Consider the following 16,048-nt stretch of genomic DNA (forward strand, 5'->3'; position numbering starts at 1 on the left):
AAAGTAGCATTAAGATTTTAAGGTAACTACCGATGTTTTATGTTAAAATAGTTCTACACTATAACAAATTCAAATTCGGAGGAACAGAATGATTATTTGTATTTTAGGTAAAAGTAATGCTGGGAAAACGGTATTTGCAAATTATTTATCTAAGAAATTTAATATAGAAAAGGTGGTCACTACCACCACTAGGGAGCCTAGAGAAGGTGAGATTAATGGAATTCATTATCACTTTTTAACACGAGAAGAAGCGGAGCAGCAGATATCCCAGGGGCGATACGTGGAGTACGACAGGTTTAATTCACAGATTTATGGCTGTAGATTTGAGGATTTTAATCTTGAAAAGAACATCTTCATTGTAATAACGCCTATTGGCTTTAGATCTTTAAAGAAGGCCTTTCCAGATAAGGTTATTGGAATTTATATAAATCCTCCATTTCATATACGACTTAGAAGGATACTAAAGCGAGATAAGGGGCATTACAAAGAAGCCTTTAAAAGATATTTAGCTGATGCCAAGGAGTTTAGAGATTTGGAAGATGTTATTGAGATAAAAAAGGTTTTTAAGATTTAAAATCTACAAATTAAATATACCATTTAAAAAGCAACAACTATCTTATCCATTTAGGTGGTTGTTGCTTTTTATTGAATTTTAAGAACTAAACATAGCATTAAAAGATAGTTTCAAAAATAAGGACGAAAAATAACTTAATGAATTGCTTAAAAACATTATAGGAATCTTGAGAGCAAACTTATTCATAATTAGAAATACCTGTCGCTACAATATAAAATAATAGATAAATTATAAAATTTTGGAGGAGTGAAATGGATACAATTTTAATTAGAAAAGTTACTGAAAGTGATACACATAGTATTTTAAATAATATTTTTACAAGAAATACTTTAGTTGAAGTTGAAAGTCAGGTGAAGGATAGCATTAATGAAATGGCAGAAGGAAGACGAATTCATTTAGTTGCAGTACATGAAGATAAGGTTGTTGGCAACATTTTAATAATTAAGGAACAACATGTTTTGTACTCACATAGGTGCATTCTAAAGGATATGATAGTAAATCCTGCATTTCAACATAAAGGCATTGCAAAACGTCTGTTTGAGGAAGGTTGTAAGCATTTAGGTGAGATTAACTGCAGCCATGTAGTTACTACTTGTCGAAGCAATGGAACCGAAAATTTCTATAAAGCCTTAGGCATGACGGAGTGTGGTCGCATACCAAATGGGATTCTGGAACCATGGGATGAGAATAAGTTATATAATGAAGTGATTTTATATAAGGAGTTTTTAAAATAAATGAAAAAACATTTATGCAGGCTCCAATGAAAGGTTCAGATTTTATCAGAGTAGTAATGGAGAAGGCTGACGGCGATAAAAATATTGTATTTGATGAAGTCATAGAAATAAACTAAACAAAAGTAAGAGAACTCTTCAAGGATGAAGAAATAGATATTATTACAATCATAAATAGCTCATCTACTCATGTTAATATTTTACTATAAAACATTTTTATGGTATAATACTACATAATTAGTGGAGGTGATTGTATGAGCAATAACAAGAGTAATACTAAAAAAAATCACAATAGTTTAATAACTTCATTTAAGAGATTTGTAAATGGTGATGACGCAAAACTTGAAAGCAACATTGTAGATGTTAACAAAAGCCATGAAGACTACATTAAAAAGCATGAAGGTGAAGAAAAAAGGAAATTTAAGTTTTTTGATTATACAATGAACACATATTTAATTTTGTTTACTATAACAACAATAATACCTCTAGTGCTTATTTATTTCTTTAATCGTAAATAATAATTTAATTACAAATAGAATTTTAAAAATATATAAAAGTGAGCTAGTACGTAATTAGCTCACTTATTTTGTATTCGTCATAAATATATAAATTAATTAAAAGTAATTAAGCAGGGTCTAGAAAGAGAATTATTAGAATGGAGTGAATAAAACAACTTCAAAGGAGGTATTTCATGAAGAAATCATCAATAATTGTTATATTACTTATTTCCGCTTTATTACTAGGGGGCTGCTTAGATAATCAAGTACCAATATTAAAAGGCTCCTATCAGAATAAATGTGATATCAATGGAAAGTTCATTCAATTAGCAGTTGATAACAGAGAGAATACTTTTGTTTTGTACATTAACAGCAGACAAGTAAATGATGGAACCTTTGAAAAAGAATCTGATAACCTATATAAAATGAGTGGTGATGTTCAGGAATTTCAAATTCATTTAGAAAATGATAACTCCTTTAATATCAAGATTAGTGGAGTAAGTAATGATTTCCCTATTAAAATGGAAAATACGAGTAAGGTACCAACTTACTTTCCAGCAAGTTATGGATATGAAGATGAATACAAAGAATTGCACAAAGTGGTCTTGTATATGAAAAGGATGTATATGATTTAGAACGTTATGAGCAGCTCAGAAAAATTTCAGCCGAAATGTTAAGTTATAAAACTGATATTCCAATTGATAAAATAGAGAATTTATTTTGTAATGTTGAAGGCTTTAACTCTAATGAAATAGATAGGGTATGTACAATGAGGTTGGTTATAAGTTCTATAAAGAAACGGAAATAGCAATGGGATTGTTTCCTTAAATATTATTTAAAACTAGAAACTTGGTAAATAAGGAGTTGTAAATAGGTTATGTTAAATATAAGATTTGGAGAAGAGAAAGATTATATTCAATTGGCTGAACTAAAATGGCTTCATATGAAAGAAGATGACATGGATTATAACGAAACAAATTTGGATGGAGTAGATAAAGAAACTTTTATGGGGGAATATGTGTCTTTTCTTAAAAACGAAAGTAATTATAAAATATTCGTAGCAGAAGATTCGGGAATCATTGTATCTGCAATGTTTCTATATGTTATACCTAAACTACCAAAGCCAAATCGAAAATCTGAGAGTATTGCATACTTAACTAGTGTTTATACATTAAAAAACTATAGAAACAAATCCATTGGAACTCAGTTGCTTACGTTTATAAAAGCTCATGCTTTGAAGGAAAAATGTGAACTTCTATTTGTCTGGCCAAGCAGTAAATCTGTTTCATGGTATGAAAAAAATGGATTTAAAAATGAAAATGAAATTTTGGAATGTATCTTAATGGATGAATGAGCATGAAGTTCATATAATTCATTCTCTATTAAGCGGAGAAGCGAAGATGAAATTAGAGTTCTTTCTAATAGAGATTTAAAACTCTTTCTGGAAAATAGATATAAGGACCTGGGGATTATATCTAGAGAAAGGGATTATTACACACTTCATTTAATGTTCAAAGACTTAAGTTAATTTCTTCGTAAGGTATTTATTATTTCTGATAGCAATGGAGGTATAACATGGATTATAGAATTAAGGAAGTTCAGAGAGCGGAAATTAATGATGCTTTTTCATTGATTTGGACAACCTTTTCAGAATTTGTAGCACCAGATTACACTAAAGAAGCAGTTGATAACTTCAAAAATAATTTTATAGATAGTATTGATTACAGAGAAAAATTCCTAAATGGACAAGAAGTTATGTTTGGAGCTTATGATAAAGACAAGCTTATTGGGGTTTTATCAGTTAGAGGATCAGAATTTATTTCGTGCGTTTTTGTAGATAAACGTTATCACAGAAAAGGAGTTGCAGGAAGCTTATTTTCTCATGTTATTCCTAAACTTAAGGAAGATGGAATGAAAAAGCTTCGTTTAAATTCTTCTCCCTATGCAGTACCTTTTTATCATTCAATAGGCTTTAAGGATTTTGCACCTCAGCAGGTATACCAAGGTATTTTATTTACACCTATGGAACTAATCTTAGAAAAATAAAATTTATGAGGAATGCTTAATGAATCTTGAATTTAGAAAGCCACAATCAATGATGCTAAAGAAATTGCAACTTGGAAATATGACGGAATACATTCTAATGCTCTTTTAGCAATAGCTTTAGTGAAGAAGCGGTTCTAGAATACATGAGCGCTGGAAACAAAATTTTTAACACTAATGATTAAAACTAATATCCAATTTCATACTCCTAAATATACTGAATAATAAAGAATAGATTTCTATGGAGAAATTTAAAGTATATTTACATTATGGAGGAGGTTTTATTTTGAATTTTAAGCAGCTGGATCTTGATGATAAAAAAATATTTGATAGATATTTAAGACAACATAAATTTAAAACCTGTGAATACTCCTTTACCAGCCTTTACATTTGGAGAAGGGCTTATGATATTCAATACACTATTTTAAAGGATGTTTTACTTATTAAGAAAATGGATGCTAAGGGAGCATATCATTTTATGCAACCCCTTGGTTACACCAAGGAGAATTTAAAAGAAGTAGTTGATAGATTGATTGAATATAAAAAGGAGTTTAATTTAAAGTATCTTTTTAAGGATGTTGAGGAACGGTTTATACATGATTTGAAGGAGATTTATCCTGATGGATTTTGTATAACCGAAGACAGAGACACTTTTGATTATATTTATGATAGTTCAAGCTTAATTAAGCTTTCTGGGAGGAAGCTTCGCAATCAAAAAAATCATTACAATAATTTTATTAAGAATAATACTTATAAAATTACTAATATAACGAGAGATGAAGTGCTTCAATGCATCAAGGTTTCAGAAGATTGGTATAAGCATAAAGGCATCGAGGATAACAATATTAATCATGAGCTTAGGGCTATTGAAGAGCTGCTAAAGAACAGGGATAAATTAAATTTAAAGTGTATGGCTGTGTATGTTAACGGAAAATTGTCAGCTTTTACAATTGGTGAAAGATTAAATAACGAAATGGCAATAATTCATATAGAGAAGGCAGATTCAAAGGTTAATGGACTTTATAATTTTATTAATAAAACCTTTGTTGAACAGTATTTTAGTGATGTTCCCTTTATAAACAGAGAAGAGGATTTAGGCATCGAGGGACTTCGAATGACTAAGTTAGCTTATAAACCTATTAAACTGGAACATAAATATAATATTACGGTTTGCTAGAGGTTAATTGAAACAACAGCTGGGTAGGGGGAACAGCTCCCTGCTTTTTAATTAATATTTATAACTTACCATAAGAAAGTTTACTTATTGTGACCTTATGGGGTATAATGATAAATATGTTGTGAGGGATATGGTATAAAATATCAAAGAAGCAGCATATTTTTCATGTTTAAGGAAGTTAAATGCCAAAGAATAAATGAAAATTAACAAATAGAAGATTTTAATCAAATCTTTATACGATAATTTAGGAGGATACTTTATGAAAATATCTAAACAAGACGCATTGATGTGGTTTGAGTTTTTTGCAATGCTGCCTGAGGAAGAAGAATTAATGATAAAGCAGCAAGAAATTATATATGCTACTTTTGCACAAATTGAAGCGGCTATCAATGATAGAAATAAAAGAATGATGTCAGAGATTAAAGGTTTAAAAACTTTAAAAAATAGAACATATTATGTTGGTAATGATGCGAAATTTCCAATGGGCTGCCGTTCATGTTTAATGGGGACAGGGCTATCTGCCATAAGAAAAACTAACAAGTGTAACATCGTATGTAAATTCTGCTATAACTATGGAGAGCTTGATTGTCAGCCACCTGTAGGGGAAGGCATGTGGGAGATTGGTGGTACAAAGTACTACGAAGAGGATATTGACTTACTTTTATCTATCCAAGATAAGCCTACAGGCGTTTCTTACGTTTACTTAGAGCCGTTTATGGAAATTGAAAAATATTATTCAATCATAAAGAAGTTCAGTGAAGCTGGAATTCATCAGCACATGTATACTAACGGACTTTTAGCTACAGAGGAGAGCATTAAAGCTTTAGCTGAGGCTGGACTTAACGAGCTTCGTTTCAACCTAGGAGCAACAAACTGTGCTGATAAAGTTATTGAAAATATAGCAATAGCTAAAAAGTACATTAAAAAGGTTGGTATTGAAACTCCAATGACTCCTGAATTCTTTGAGTCTTTCATGAAGAAGAAGGAAGCAATTTTGGCTACAGGGCTTGATTTCATCAACTGTGCAGAGCTTCACTTAAATGAGAACAACATCGATAACTACGAGGGAGAGCCAATGTATATCTGTAGACATGGATATATCTCTCCAACTTGGAGCAGAGAGTTAACTCTAAAATTAATGAAGCTTGCTGATGATGAGCAGTGGGATATTGCAGTTCATGATTGTTCAAACCACACTAAATTTGCAAGGGGCTTAAACCTAAGCGGTAAAGAAGGAAAATGGTTTGGAGCAAACAATTATGCTTGTGAGTTCAACAGACTTCCATACCATGCTTTTTTACCAATCTTAAGAGATGAAAACTTAAAGTTTTTAAGTGAAGAAGAACTTCCAGAGGGATATAAGCCAGGTGAATTATTCTTTTAATTAAAGAATATCTGACCTCAGTAGAAGTAAGTATAAAATAGTTTATATATAAAGTAATAAGCCAGCAGGAATTTTCTGCTGGCTTTTTTCTATTAGTTAATAAGTTTCATTTAAGAGCTTTCCTGAGAAGGACTATACCCCTTCAGTATAGAATATTCCACTAACATTACCTGGAGGAAATATCAAGAGGAGGAGTTACCTATGGATCCATTGACTATTGGACGTATGGCAAGTTTAAATCAAATATCTGAACAAACCTTAAGGTTATATGACAAAATGAATTTATTAAAACCAAAGACAGTGGCAGGGAACAATTATAGATTTTATGATATTAAGCAATGTGCAAAGCTAGATCTTATTCAATATATGAAGTCTCTAGGGATGACTTTAAATGAGATAAAATGTCATTTAGATAAGAAGGATATGAATCTTATCAAGGGAATTTTAAAACAAAGAGAGGAGCAGATTGAAGAAGAAATAAAAGAACTTAAATATAAGCGAAAGGCAATTGAAAGAACCTTAACTAGTATTGAAATTTATGAAGCAGTACCACCAGATGGAACTATAGCTCTAGAATTCATGAGAAAACGCTATATGTACTGTATAGATTCAAAGGTTAATATTTATGACCATGGAATAGATATGTATGAAAAAGTGTTAAGGGACCTGAAAACCAGGTTAATTTCGGACAGGCTTCCACAGACTTATTTCTGCAATGCAGGAACTGTTCTTCATTTGAAGGATTTATTAAAACGTAATTTTTATTCTACAGAGGTCTTTGTTTTTGTTGATAAGGAAGATGTGGAGAGGGATCTTGTGAAGGAGATTCCTTCCCACCTGTATCTTTCTATTTATTGTGATAAATTTGAAAATGAAGTCCCTTATGCAAAGCGACTATTAGAAGAAATTGAGGCTAAAGGCTATACCCCTTGTGGAGATTATCTATGTGAGGCTATATCAGATATTCCATTTACGGACGGGAAGGAGAGAGGTATGTATTTAAGACTGCAAGTACCAATTAAATACTAAGTAATTTTATTTCCGGGTTACAATAGTTAAATCTTTAACTATTTAAATTTTGTTCATTGACCTTATACCTGCTATAACCTTTATACTGAAAATATAGTGAAATTCATTTCAGATATGGAGGTATTAATATGAATAAAGAAAAGATTCGTGTTGTTCAATATGGCTGTGGTAAGATGGCAAAATATACTTTGAGATATCTATATGAAAAAGGTGCAGAAATCGTTGGAGCTATTGATGTTAATCCAGCAGTGGTTGGAATGGACGTTGGAGATTTTGCAGAATTAGGAGTTAAATTAGGGGTTAAAATAAGCAATGATGCAGATGCCGTTTTGGATGAATGTGATGCAGACATTGCTGTGGTAACTTTATTCAGCTTTATGGATGATGTTTTTCCACACTTTGAAAAATGCGTTAAAAGAGGAATAAATGTTGTTACAACTTGTGAAGAAGCAATATATCCTTGGACAACAGCATCATCCATAACAAACAGATTAGATAAGCTAGCAAAGGAAAACAATTGCACTATCGTTGGAGCTGGAATGCAGGATATTTACTGGATTAATATGATTGGCTGCGTTGCAGGGGGAGTTCATAATATTGAAAGAATTGAAGGTGCTGTGAGCTATAATGTTGAAGATTACGGATTAGCACTTGCAGAGGCTCATGGTGTTGGACTTACACCAGAAGAATTTGAAGAGAAAATTGCACATCCAGAAGTTCTCGAACCTTCTTATGTATGGAACTCCAATGAAGCACTTTGCTCTAAGATGGGGTGGACAATTAAATCTCAAACCCAAAAGTGTGTACCTTATTTCTATGATAAGGATTTATATTCATCAACTATGGGTGAAACAATTCCTCAAGGCAAATGCATTGGAATGAGTGCTGTAGTTACCACTGAAACCTTCCAAGGACCTGTAATTGAAACTCAATGTATTGGAAAGGTATATGGAGAAGATGACGGCGATATGTGTGATTGGAAAATTATCGGAGAGCCAGATACCACTTTCTTTGTTCAAAAGCCTGCAACCGTTGAGCATACCTGTGCAACTATCGTAAACAGAATACCAACCATAATAAATGCGAAGCCAGGCTACATGACTGTGGAGAAGCTTGATGATGTAGAATATTTATCCTATCCAATGCAGATGTACTTAAAATAGTTAAATAGTAAATCAGGAGTGAGTTCCTTAATTCAGGTACTCACTCCTTAAAATTTTGCAGAAAAGTATATTTAATTTTAATATTGGGATATTTATAAACTTGAAACTATAAATAAGGGTCAGAAACTTAATTCTAAAAATTTTAATTAATTTTTTGAAAATTATAAAAATAAATGCTATAATTATACACAAGATTTAAGTAAGTTAGGAGGGATTATTCATGGAGCAAAAGCAATATGTATGTGCTAAATGTGGTAATCAAGGTTTTGAATCAGACCAGTTTCAAGCAACAGGTGGAAATTTTGCTAAGATATTCGACGTTCAAAATAAAAAATTTATAACAATAAGCTGTACAAGATGTGGTTACACAGAGCTTTATAAAGCAAATAGTGACAGTGGTTGGAATATATTAGATTTCTTAATGGGTTAATAAAAGATAAGTTCTTAAAATTTCTATACAATAGAGTTTTAAGGGCTTTTTTACATTTAAGTTATAGAAAAAGAGGTGTTTTCTTTTGAAAAAGTATAAAGTGAGAATTTCATTACTATTTCTTTTTCCATTAGCATTAATTATCAATTATCTGGCAGTTTTTAATCCTCATTTCATTGAAAAGTATTACTCCTTGGGAGTAAATAGGTTTACCATCAAAATTCTAAGCTCAATTACTAATTTCATTCCATTTTCCATGTATGAACCCACCATAATCACTTCAGTTATAGGAGTTGTTGGGTATTTTATATACACAGTTTTCAGCATATGTCGTCATAAAACAAGTTTGAAAAGAGGAGCTGTGAATTTCCTTCTTAACTGCGCTGTGGTTATCTCAGTTGCATATTTTCTATTCATTGCACTTTGGGGATTAAATTATAATAGAATACCCCTTTATGAAGGATTGAAAATGAATAATGAAAAGCATACAGTAAAGGAACTTGGTGAGCTTTATGAATACCTTATAGATAAAACCAATGCTTTAAGGGAAGAAATTTACGTTGACGAAAACAATATTGCCACAGTTAAGGGTGGGTATCAGTCAGCTTTAGACAGAGCACCTTTAGGATATGAAAATGCTTCAAAGGAATTTTCGGTTTTGAAAGGCTCCTTTGGAACTCCTAAGCAGCTTATATTTTCAGAGTTCTTCAATTACACAGGAATAACAGGCATATATTTTCCTTACACTGGTCAGCCAGGAGTAAATGTTAATGCTCCTTTAATGACGGTTCCTGCAACCACCCTTCATGAAATGGCTCATCAAAGGGGCTTTGCAAGGGAGGATGAAGCAAACTTTATTGCCTTTCTTGTAAGTTCAATGCACCCAGATAAGGATTTTCAATATTCAGGATATATCTTAGCCCTAGGCAATACTGCAAATGCCTTATATAAGGCTGATCCAGAGTTATATAAAACCCTTAGCGCAAAGAAATCGGAGGATGTGGAGATAGACAGAGAGTATAGAGTAGAATTCTGGGATAAATACTCTGGTAAAATTGAGAAGGTTTCAAGTAAAGTTAATGACACTTATTTGAAATCTAATGGAATATCAGATGGGGAAAAAAGCTATGGAAGAATGGTAGATTTACTCCTTGATTATTATATGACTTATTTAAAATAACATATCCACCTATTTAAAACATGGTAAATAGCATATGTCTATATAACAAATTGTGGTAATATTATAGTATATAATTTGAAATATGAGCATTGTATTTAATCATATCCATAATAGTAATCCATTTAAAATACTTTATGAGAAAACAGAACTTAGAACACAATGTTTAAGGATAATCTAGAACTGCTTTACACAAATTTTGAACGAAGAGCATCCGATTAAAAAGGAGAATGTATAATGAAAATAAGATTTATTCTTCCTGCCTTGGAAGAAGCGAAAAGCCCATATTGGAGACCTATAAAGTATTCATTATTTCCGCCTTTAGGTTTAGCAACTCTTGCATCTTTATGTGATGAAGATGATGAAATAGAAATTGTAGACGAACATGTTGAGGAAATTAACTTAAATGATAATCCGGATTTGGTGTGTATTGAAAGTTATATAACTAATGCTTTTAGGGCTTATAAAATTGCAGATTCTTATAGGAGCAGAGGAATAAAGGTTGCTATGGGTGGTATTCATGCTACATCGTTACCACAGGAAGCAAAGGCACATTGCGATACCGTCCTTTTAGGTTTAGGGGAGAGAAGCTTTGTAGAGTTTTTAAAAGATTGTAAGGATGGCCATATAAAGCCCTTTTATGAACAAGGACAAGTATCCTTAGAAGGACTTCCATTACCAAGAAGAGATTTATTTAAAAGAGAAAAATACCTGGTGCCTAATTCTATGGTGTTTTCAAGAGGATGTCCTAATAAATGCTCCTTTTGTTATGTCAGTTCTTTTTTTCAAGGAGGAAAGACCTTTTTTACCTATGAGGTAGATAGAATTTTGAAAGAGATAGAGAGTATGAAGGGAAGACATTTATACTTTCTTGATGATAACATTTTGGCTGATAAAAAGCTGGTGAGACAGGTTTTTAAAGAGATGAAGGGCATGAACCGTGTTTTTCAAGGGGCAATAACCGTAGATTCCATATTAGAGGACGATACAATAGAGCTGGCCTATGAAGCAGGTTTCAGAAGCGCTTTCATTGGCTTTGAAAGTGTTAATATGGATAGCTTGATTCAAGCAAATAAGCTTTCTAACATAAACATGGATTATAACCAAGCCATCAAAAAGCTTGATCAATTGGGAATTATGATAAATGGAAGCTTCATCTTTGGATTAGATAACGATAATTTAGATGTTTTTGATAAAACCACTGAATGGGCAATAAATAATGGAATAACTACAGCCACTAATCATATTTTAACTCCATATCCTGGTACATCAATATATAAGAAGATGATTCATGATAAAAGGATATATACCAATGATTGGAGACTTTACGATACAAGACATTTAGTATTTAATCACCCTAATATTACCAAAGAGCAGATGGAGTATGGATATAACAAAGCTTATAAAGATTTTTATAGGTGGGGAAATATCATAAAGTCATCAAAAGAACATGAGGAAATTAGAATGAAAATGAAGCATTTTTCCTATGCAGGTGCTTGGAAAAAGTTTGAGCCAGTATGGAATTTTCTAATTAAGAATGAACTTCTTTCAACAGCAAGAGGAACCTTAGTTAGAACACTAAAGTGATAGAATAATTATTGAAGCACTTCTTATAATTAAAATGAAAGTACTAGTTTTTACTTTAAAATCTTATATATTGCTCAAATATGCATGGATAATATTACATAGTTGTAAAATTATTTAAATGGATATATTATAAGATAGTCAAGATTTTTAGTATTATTTCTTTGTAAAGTTGCACCAAAAGAATAATTTGCTTGATTTATATTAGAAAGTAAAGATCATCAGTATTGAAATTAAGAAAGTGGATAATACTATAAGGATATATTATTATCAGTATGACATATGATTTTTAATTAAGTACTTTTGTGGCAGCTTAAAGCAGTCAGGGGGGATAAATAGTAAAAGTGCATAAAGAAACATGGATAAAATCATTTTTATATAAAGAGGTGCTAAAGGATGAAAAATAATAATTTCTCAACGGTATTTAAGGGCTTAATTGTTGGTGGAACAATGCTAGTGCCAGGTGTAAGTGGTGGTTCTATGGCAATGATATTAGGCATATATACCAAACTAGTGCATGCTGTAAGCTCATTTATGAAAAATATAAAGGAAAACTTCCTTTTTTTAGCTCTATTTTGTATGGGTGGTGGCATTGGGATATTACTCTTTGCAAAACCAATTCTGTACTTAATTGAAACTTATCCTATGCCGATGACTTATTTCTTTTTAGGTGCTGTAGCTGCTAGTATTCCACTTATATTAAAAGAAGCTAAAATTAAATCTTTTTCGTGGAAGATACCAGTTTATATCGCTATTGGTATTTTAGTTGTTATGTTGTTCTCAATGGGTACTCAGGAAACCTTTCAACCAAATGCTGCAGAGGGAGTTACAAATTTTCTTCTTTTATGGGTAGCAGGTTTTATTGCAGCTATAGCTTTAATTTTACCTGGAATCAGTGTATCTTATATCTTGCTTATCATGGGCTTGTACGATACAACAATAAAAGCAATAAGTGAATTTTATTTACCGTTTCTTATTCCATTAGGGATTGGCTTAATCCTTGGGATTGTTTTAACAACAAAATTATTAGAGTATGTTATGAACAAGTTTCCAGAGGCAACCTATTTAATTATCCTTGGATTTATCTTGGGTTCAATGGCGGAGGTTTTCCCTGGAGTACCAAAAGGGTTAACAATAATAACCTGTATTATAACTTTTGCATTAGGATTTGGAGCAATTAGTTTCTTATCCTTGAATGAAAGAAAAAAGAATATGGATGCAGTAAAGTAATTAATATTAAGAAAACATATATTTGTTTTTTAAATAAGTAAAAGCTTTATATTTACAATAAAACTTTAACCTCATTAACTTCTATGATTATCATTTAAGTTAATGAGGTTTTTTATATTTCAAAGTATATAGTTTAACTGATTTACTAATTTTCTGCAAAAGATACCAATATGATAAACCTAATAAAAGATTTAATAAAAAAGCATATTTAAGATACTTTGATAGTAAATTTTGAAGTGTTCTTTGGTTTAAGATTTAACTTTAAGTTTATTAAAAAATATAATATTATAATCTTTTAAATGTATATATGTGGTAAAATAGTTATATCCTATTAATTGGATTAGTAGATATAAGGAGGCTTTTTATTGAGGCAAAGGATTTACAAAAAGCATTACACATTATGGCATGGATTATTATATGGATAACTGGTTTGATGATATTTTTCCTATTATTATCAGGAGCCTTTATGGGCGAATTTTTCATATTATTTATTTCAATTGCTATAGTTGGTTCAATTATTGTTTTATTTCTTTTTACATTAGAATATATAATTAATGCCTTAGATACTATTGCCACAAACTCTTATATTTCAGCTAAGCTAATGGAAAAATCTATTGATGAAAAATCTCAAACAGAGTAGATTATATTGTAATGTTAACATAGGAGTTGGATTATGATGATAAATATTATTAAAGCTGAAAACATTGAGAATGAAAAAGAAATATTATTGTGATAGATTAATAACAGTATATGGAAAAGTATGTTATAGCTTAAGTAAAAAGCTTAAAGTAGATTGAATAAACTTAAAATTTGATTAAATAATAAGCAATATATTAATTGCATAAAGATTTTTGTGAGAATTAATAAATTTAATACACCATGTATACGGAGGAATAAAGATGAATTTAAAGATTGCTGTTTTGCAAATGCGCCCTGAAATAAACAACAAAGTGAAAAATGTTGAAACTATAATTGACAAAATAAAAGAAGCTGCTGAAAATAAAGCTGATATTTTGTTACTGCCAGAGTGTTTTATTACAGGATATAACTTTCCAATTAATATGGAAGATGCATTAGAGGATGATAGTATTTATATAAAGAAGGTTTGTAGTGCTGCAAAGAACTATAGTGTAGGAGTGATAGCCACAGCATTTTCTAAAGGAAAATATAAACCACAGAATACAGCCTTTGTAATAGACAAAACTGGAAAGGTTATTATGAAATACTCTAAAGTTCATACCTGTGATTTTGCAGCTGAAGCTGCTTTAGAAAGTGGAAGCGAATTTAAAGTATGTGATTTTCATGGCATTAAATTGGGGGTTATGATTTGCTATGACAGAGAATATCCAGAAAGTGCTAGAGTATTAATGATGAAAGGGGCAGAAATCATTTTAGTTCCCAATGATTGTGAAGCAATGAAGCCACGTGTACAAGCTTTATCTACTCGTGCCTATGAAAATATGGTAGGAGTTGCAATGGCGAATCCTAATGGAATAAATGCAGGGTGCTCCTGTGCCTTCTCACCAATCTGTTGGAATGAAGATGGACAATGTGTTGATAATACTTTATTGTTAGCTGAGCCTATGATTGAAGGATTATATTATGCAGATTTTGATATGGATAAAATTCGTAATTACCGAGAGAACGAAATGATGGGCAATACCTTTCGCAAAGTAAAAGCCTATGGAGAATTACTAAATGAAAATATTAATGAACCTTTTGTGAGAAAATAAAAAATCATATAGATGATAAAATTTTTTCAGATGCAGAAAGCAGAAGAGATGAATGAAACAGATTATTACCATTTTTTTTAATGAAATAATGAATAATGAACATGAGAATATAATTATAGTTTCCCATGGAGATTTACTTAGTGTATTTAATGCCATGTGGCTAGGTATGGATATTGAAATGCTTAATAAATGCGACTTGTTTGGTTTTGCAGGTGGTGTAAGTTTTATGAATGAAACAGTTAATGGTAAAAGAGTTATTAGAAGAATGGGTGATATGTCATTTATAAGATAGTCGTTGAATTCACCCTAGATAATTGATTTGAGTATTATCAATATTCAAGGCAAGGGGAGAGTATAAAATGTCAAGAGGAATAATTATATTTGGCTCACCAGGTTCGGGTACAACAACCCTAGGAAGAGAGGTTTCTCTAAGGCTTGGTTTCAAGCATTTTGACTTAGACGATTATTTGTGGCTCAAAGATAGTGACCTTCCTTTTACTGCTACACGTCCAAGAAAAGAACTTACAAAGCTGTTAATGGAGGATATCTCCAAGTTTCCAAACTTTGTTATGTCTGGATCCATGGATAGTTATAATGAGCCTTTTGTACCACTATTTGATTGGGCTGTACTTAATTCTGTCCCTGTTGAATTACGTATAGAACGAATTAACAAACGTGAATTTTCAAGGTTTGGTTCTAGGATACTTCCAGGTGGAGATATGTATGAAAATCACATGAAATTTCTTGACCTTGTTCGGCGTTATGATTTTTATGGGGGATATCAATGATTGAAGTAAATTATGCTACAAGTGATGATTTTCAAGTATTAGGAAATATACATGCATCCTCTTGGAAGGTTGCTTATAGAAACATTATTCCCGAAGAAGTTTTGAATAATATCACAGCTGAAAAACGAGGAGCATATTTTAGAAAAGCCTTAACAGAAGGCTGGGAGCAAGATGCAATTATTTATGAAGATGGTACTCCTTTAGGATTAATTTGTATTGGTAAAGCCAGGGATATTGACTTAGACAACTCACATGGAGAGATCTGGGGCATATATCTTTTACCTGAAGTATGGGGTAAGGGTATTGGTTCAATACTTATCCAGTGGGGTATAGCTGAACTTAAAAATCGTGGATATGAGAAGATATCACTTTGGGTTTTAAAGGATAATGTACAAGCAATCAAATTCTATGAAAAGAGTGGATTTACCTTTGATGGAACAAGTAAAGAAATTAACATTGGTATGCCTTTAATAGAGTGTAGATATATAAAATAGATTTAATTAAGGGG

At 31.4% G+C, this 16,048-nt stretch carries 20 protein-coding genes; all 20 read left to right on the forward strand.

The features are described 5' to 3' along the window. Positions 1-88: 88 nt before the first annotated feature. Positions 89-574: a GTPase gene (locus BN1075_RS15845; protein WP_052406589.1), complete on the forward strand. Its 486-nt coding sequence runs from the start codon at positions 89-91 to the stop codon at positions 572-574. Positions 575-825: 251 nt separating this feature from the next. After that, on the forward strand, positions 826-1,308 hold the full coding sequence (locus tag BN1075_RS15850; RefSeq protein ID WP_040194208.1) for a GNAT family N-acetyltransferase: 483 nt from the start codon (positions 826-828) through the stop codon (positions 1,306-1,308). Positions 1,309-1,559: 251 nt separating this feature from the next. After that, positions 1,560-1,823 carry a hypothetical protein gene (locus BN1075_RS15855; RefSeq protein WP_040194210.1) on the forward strand — a complete coding sequence of 88 codons (264 nt, stop codon included), beginning with the start codon at positions 1,560-1,562 and terminating at the stop codon, positions 1,821-1,823. A 173-nt stretch (positions 1,824-1,996) separates the two neighbouring features. After that, on the forward strand, positions 1,997-2,437 hold the full coding sequence (locus BN1075_RS15860) for a hypothetical protein (RefSeq protein WP_040194211.1): 441 nt from the start codon (positions 1,997-1,999) through the stop codon (positions 2,435-2,437). Between the two features lie 35 nt (positions 2,438-2,472). After that, on the forward strand, positions 2,473-2,610 hold the full coding sequence (locus tag BN1075_RS22260; protein WP_235777822.1) for a hypothetical protein: 138 nt from the start codon (positions 2,473-2,475) through the stop codon (positions 2,608-2,610). A 69-nt stretch (positions 2,611-2,679) separates the two neighbouring features. Continuing rightward, positions 2,680-3,156, forward strand: a complete 477-nt coding sequence (locus BN1075_RS15865; RefSeq protein WP_040194212.1) for a GNAT family N-acetyltransferase — start codon at positions 2,680-2,682, stop codon at positions 3,154-3,156. A 221-nt stretch (positions 3,157-3,377) separates the two neighbouring features. After that, on the forward strand, positions 3,378-3,848 hold the full coding sequence (locus BN1075_RS15870) for a GNAT family N-acetyltransferase (RefSeq protein WP_040194213.1): 471 nt from the start codon (positions 3,378-3,380) through the stop codon (positions 3,846-3,848). Between the two features lie 280 nt (positions 3,849-4,128). After that, complete coding sequence (locus tag BN1075_RS15875) at positions 4,129-5,022, forward strand: DUF2156 domain-containing protein (RefSeq protein ID WP_040195244.1); 894 nt, start codon at positions 4,129-4,131, stop codon at positions 5,020-5,022. Between the two features lie 259 nt (positions 5,023-5,281). Then, positions 5,282-6,406, forward strand: a complete 1,125-nt coding sequence (locus BN1075_RS15880; RefSeq protein WP_040194215.1) for a radical SAM protein — start codon at positions 5,282-5,284, stop codon at positions 6,404-6,406. Positions 6,407-6,607: 201 nt separating this feature from the next. Then, positions 6,608-7,435 (forward strand): MerR family transcriptional regulator, encoded by an 828-nt coding sequence (locus BN1075_RS15885; RefSeq protein ID WP_040194216.1) that lies wholly within the window; start codon positions 6,608-6,610, stop codon positions 7,433-7,435. A 128-nt stretch (positions 7,436-7,563) separates the two neighbouring features. Continuing rightward, positions 7,564-8,598 carry an NAD(P)H-dependent amine dehydrogenase family protein gene (locus BN1075_RS15890; RefSeq protein WP_040194218.1) on the forward strand — a complete coding sequence of 345 codons (1,035 nt, stop codon included), beginning with the start codon at positions 7,564-7,566 and terminating at the stop codon, positions 8,596-8,598. Positions 8,599-8,818: 220 nt separating this feature from the next. Then, the gene (locus BN1075_RS15895; protein WP_040194219.1) at positions 8,819-9,028 is read left to right on the forward strand and encodes a zinc ribbon domain-containing protein; all 210 of its coding nucleotides are present in this window, start codon (positions 8,819-8,821) and stop codon (positions 9,026-9,028) included. A gap of 85 nt (positions 9,029-9,113) precedes the next feature. Then, positions 9,114-10,208: a DUF3810 domain-containing protein gene (locus BN1075_RS15900; RefSeq protein WP_040194220.1), complete on the forward strand. Its 1,095-nt coding sequence runs from the start codon at positions 9,114-9,116 to the stop codon at positions 10,206-10,208. A 234-nt stretch (positions 10,209-10,442) separates the two neighbouring features. Further along, positions 10,443-11,792, forward strand: coding sequence for a B12-binding domain-containing radical SAM protein (locus BN1075_RS15905; RefSeq protein WP_040194222.1), 1,350 nt, complete (start codon positions 10,443-10,445; stop codon positions 11,790-11,792). A 393-nt stretch (positions 11,793-12,185) separates the two neighbouring features. Further along, a complete protein-coding gene (locus BN1075_RS15910) occupies positions 12,186-13,019 on the forward strand; it encodes a DUF368 domain-containing protein (RefSeq protein WP_040194223.1) in 834 nt (277 codons plus the stop codon). A gap of 400 nt (positions 13,020-13,419) precedes the next feature. After that, on the forward strand, positions 13,420-13,659 hold the full coding sequence (locus BN1075_RS15915) for a hypothetical protein (RefSeq protein ID WP_040194224.1): 240 nt from the start codon (positions 13,420-13,422) through the stop codon (positions 13,657-13,659). 259 nt (positions 13,660-13,918) lie between these two features. Then, complete coding sequence (locus BN1075_RS15920; RefSeq protein ID WP_040194225.1) at positions 13,919-14,752, forward strand: carbon-nitrogen hydrolase family protein; 834 nt, start codon at positions 13,919-13,921, stop codon at positions 14,750-14,752. 52 nt (positions 14,753-14,804) lie between these two features. Further along, positions 14,805-15,044 carry a histidine phosphatase family protein gene (locus BN1075_RS15925; protein WP_052406590.1) on the forward strand — a complete coding sequence of 80 codons (240 nt, stop codon included), beginning with the start codon at positions 14,805-14,807 and terminating at the stop codon, positions 15,042-15,044. Between the two features lie 67 nt (positions 15,045-15,111). Next, positions 15,112-15,540 (forward strand): P-loop NTPase family protein, encoded by a 429-nt coding sequence (locus BN1075_RS15930; RefSeq protein ID WP_052406591.1) that lies wholly within the window; start codon positions 15,112-15,114, stop codon positions 15,538-15,540. Further along, a complete protein-coding gene (locus BN1075_RS15935) occupies positions 15,537-16,034 on the forward strand; it encodes a GNAT family N-acetyltransferase (protein WP_040194226.1) in 498 nt (165 codons plus the stop codon). Before BN1075_RS15930 ends, BN1075_RS15935 begins: the two co-directional genes overlap by 4 nt. The last annotated feature ends 14 nt before the right edge of the window (positions 16,035-16,048 follow it).

Origin of the sequence: Clostridium culturomicium (genome assembly GCF_000821305.1) — a bacterium.
GTDB lineage: Bacteria > Bacillota > Clostridia > Clostridiales > Clostridiaceae > Clostridium_J > Clostridium_J culturomicium.

Coding starts and splice junctions, on each gene's coding strand:
- BN1075_RS15870 (WP_040194213.1), top strand. CDS start 3,378: ATGGATTATAGAATTAAGGAAGTTCAGAGAGCGGAAATTAATGATGCT.
- BN1075_RS15920 (WP_040194225.1), top strand. CDS start 13,919: ATGAATTTAAAGATTGCTGTTTTGCAAATGCGCCCTGAAATAAACAAC.
- BN1075_RS15850 (WP_040194208.1), top strand. CDS start 826: ATGGATACAATTTTAATTAGAAAAGTTACTGAAAGTGATACACATAGT.
- BN1075_RS15935 (WP_040194226.1), top strand. CDS start 15,537: ATGATTGAAGTAAATTATGCTACAAGTGATGATTTTCAAGTATTAGGA.
- BN1075_RS15925 (WP_052406590.1), top strand. CDS start 14,805: ATGAAACAGATTATTACCATTTTTTTTAATGAAATAATGAATAATGAA.
- BN1075_RS15880 (WP_040194215.1), top strand. CDS start 5,282: ATGAAAATATCTAAACAAGACGCATTGATGTGGTTTGAGTTTTTTGCA.
- BN1075_RS15865 (WP_040194212.1), top strand. CDS start 2,680: ATGTTAAATATAAGATTTGGAGAAGAGAAAGATTATATTCAATTGGCT.
- BN1075_RS15845 (WP_052406589.1), top strand. CDS start 89: ATGATTATTTGTATTTTAGGTAAAAGTAATGCTGGGAAAACGGTATTT.
- BN1075_RS15905 (WP_040194222.1), top strand. CDS start 10,443: ATGAAAATAAGATTTATTCTTCCTGCCTTGGAAGAAGCGAAAAGCCCA.
- BN1075_RS15915 (WP_040194224.1), top strand. CDS start 13,420: ATGGCATGGATTATTATATGGATAACTGGTTTGATGATATTTTTCCTA.
- BN1075_RS22260 (WP_235777822.1), top strand. CDS start 2,473: ATGTTAAGTTATAAAACTGATATTCCAATTGATAAAATAGAGAATTTA.
- BN1075_RS15890 (WP_040194218.1), top strand. CDS start 7,564: ATGAATAAAGAAAAGATTCGTGTTGTTCAATATGGCTGTGGTAAGATG.
- BN1075_RS15895 (WP_040194219.1), top strand. CDS start 8,819: ATGGAGCAAAAGCAATATGTATGTGCTAAATGTGGTAATCAAGGTTTT.
- BN1075_RS15855 (WP_040194210.1), top strand. CDS start 1,560: ATGAGCAATAACAAGAGTAATACTAAAAAAAATCACAATAGTTTAATA.
- BN1075_RS15860 (WP_040194211.1), top strand. CDS start 1,997: ATGAAGAAATCATCAATAATTGTTATATTACTTATTTCCGCTTTATTA.
- BN1075_RS15910 (WP_040194223.1), top strand. CDS start 12,186: ATGAAAAATAATAATTTCTCAACGGTATTTAAGGGCTTAATTGTTGGT.
- BN1075_RS15930 (WP_052406591.1), top strand. CDS start 15,112: ATGTCAAGAGGAATAATTATATTTGGCTCACCAGGTTCGGGTACAACA.
- BN1075_RS15885 (WP_040194216.1), top strand. CDS start 6,608: ATGGATCCATTGACTATTGGACGTATGGCAAGTTTAAATCAAATATCT.